This is a genomic window from Micromonospora maritima (assembly GCF_902825405.1).
GTDB lineage: Bacteria > Actinomycetota > Actinomycetes > Mycobacteriales > Micromonosporaceae > Micromonospora > Micromonospora maritima.
Map to the genome: position 1 here is coordinate 1 of NZ_CADEAU010000695.1, position 2328 is coordinate 2328.

1 protein-coding gene and 1 pseudogene are annotated in these 2328 nt (G+C 74.7%); both read left to right on the forward strand.

All coding sequences use genetic code 11. The features are described from left to right. Positions 1-523 (forward strand): acyl carrier protein (locus tag HUW36_RS31165; protein WP_174531355.1); only part of this gene is annotated, 523 nt, incomplete at its 5' end. Between the two features lie 44 nt (positions 524-567). After that, a pseudogene (locus HUW36_RS31170) lies at positions 568-2076 on the forward strand (type I polyketide synthase); the annotation flags it as partial. Positions 2077-2328 lie beyond the last annotated feature (252 nt).

A 2328-nucleotide genomic window follows, 5' to 3' on the forward strand; every position in this document is an offset into this window, starting at 1 on the left:
CGAGTCGCTCGCCGCGCAGCTCGCCGGGCAGACCGACGCCGAGCGGCGTCGGACGCTGCTGGAGCTGGTCCGCGGGCAGGCCGCGGCGGTGCTCGGACACGCCTCCGACGCCGCCGTCGAACCGGACCGGGCGTTCCGGGAACTCGGCTTCGACTCGTTGACCGCCGTGGAGCTGCGCAACCGGCTCACCGCCGCCACCGGCGTACGGCTGCCCGCCACCGTCGTGTTCGACTACCCGACCGCCGCGCTGCTCGCCGAGTACGTGCGCGCCGCCGTCGTGGACGGGGGAGTGGCCGCCGCGACGCCGGTCTTCGGCGAGCTGGAACGGCTGGAGGCGGCGCTGGCCGGCGCCGCGCCCGACCGGGGCGCCCGGCTGCGGATCACCGAACGACTGCGCACACTGCTGGCCTCGCTCAACGAGGTGGACGCCCCGGGCGACGGCGACGGTGTCGCCGGGAAGCTCCAGGACGCCACCCCGGACGAGGTCTTCGACTTCATCGACCGCGAGCTGGGGGTGTCCTGACGTGACCGGTGCCGGTTCGGGTCGACACAGGGGATGGGCGGACCATGGCTGACGAGGCGAAGCTTCTCGACTACCTCAAGCGGGTCACCGCTGACCTGCACCAGGTGCGGCAGCGGCTGCGCGAGGTGGAGGCCGGCGAGCAGGAACCGGTCGCCATCGTCGGCATGAGCTGCCGCTTCCCCGGCGGCATCGACACCCCCGAGCGGCTGTGGGAGGTGGTCGCCGCCGGCCGGGACGTGCTCACCGAGTTCCCCACCGACCGGGGCTGGGACCTCGGCGCGCTGCACGACGGCGACCCGGAGCAGAACGGCACCTCGTACGCGCGCCGGGGCGGCTTCGTCGACGACCTCGCCGGCTTCGACCCCGGATTCTTCGCCATCTCGCCCCGCGAGGCCCTGGCGATGGACCCGCAGCAGCGGTGGCTGCTGGAGACCACCTGGGAGGTCTTCGAACGGGCCGGCATCGACCCGCACACGCTGCGCGGCAGCCGCACCGGCGTGTTCGCCGGCAGCACCGGCCAGGACTACGGCACCGTGCTGATGAGCGCCGCCGCGCAGGGCCTGGAGGGGCACCTGATGACCGGCAACGCCGGCAGCGTGGTGTCCGGCCGGCTCGCCTACACGTTCGGCCTGGAAGGTCCCGCCATCACCGTCGACACCGCCTGCTCCTCGTCGCTGGTCGCGATGCACCTGGCCGGGCAGGCGCTGCGGCAGCGGGAGTGCACGCTCGCCGTGGTCGCCGGCGTCACCGCCATGTGCACCCCTGGCGCGTTCGTCGAGTTCTCCCGCCAGGGTGGCCTGGCCGCGGACGGGCGGTGCAAGGCGTTCGCCGAGGCCGCCGACGGCACCGGCTGGTCCGAGGGCGTGGGTGTGCTGCTGCTGGAACGGCTGAGCGACGCCCGCCGCAACGGTCGCCGGATCCTCGCCGTGCTTCGCGGCAGCGCGGTCAACTCCGACGGGGCGTCCAACGGGCTCAGCGCCCCGAACGGCCCGGCCCAGCAGCGGGTGATCCAGCAGGCGCTGTCCAACGCCGGCCTCGCCGCCGGGGGCGTGGACGTGGTGGAGGCGCACGGCACCGGCACCCGGCTCGGCGACCCGATCGAGGCGCAGGCGCTGCTGGCCACGTACGGGCAGGACCGGGGCGACGCGGCGCCGCTGCTGCTCGGCTCGGTCAAGTCGAACCTCGGTCACACCCAGGCCGCCGCCGGCGTCGCCGGGGTGATCAAGATGGTGCAGGCGATGGCGCACGGCGTGGTGCCGCCCACGCTGCACGTGGACGCGCCGACCTCGCAGGTCGACTGGGACGCCGGCGCGGTCACGCTTGTCACCGGCGCCACCGCGTGGCCGGCGGTGGACCGGCCGCGCCGCGCGGCGATCTCCTCGTTCGGCGTGTCCGGCACCAACGCCCACACCATCCTCGAACAAGCCCCGCCGGACGAGCCCGCCCCGGCCGACGCCGCGCCGGCGGCGTGGACGCCGGTCGCCGGCAGCGTCAGACTGAGCGCCGCCGCGACCGCGACGGTGAGTCTCCGCAACATGGCACCCTCCTGCTGAACGATGGACATGAATGTCCACTCAGGAGAGCAGGGTCGGCGGCCGGGGGTAACACCCCGGTTGGTCAATAACCGGGGTGTTATGACCGGGCGACCCGCAGCGCCCACCAGATCAGCGGGGCCTGCATCGGCACCCGGCCGTAGGCGATCGCCCGCCGCGCCGGCCGGCGTCGGCGCCAGTCCCAGGCCATCTGCGCGTTCGCCGGCAGCACCGCGACGAACAGGGCCGCCGCGGCCAACCCGCCGCGCCGAC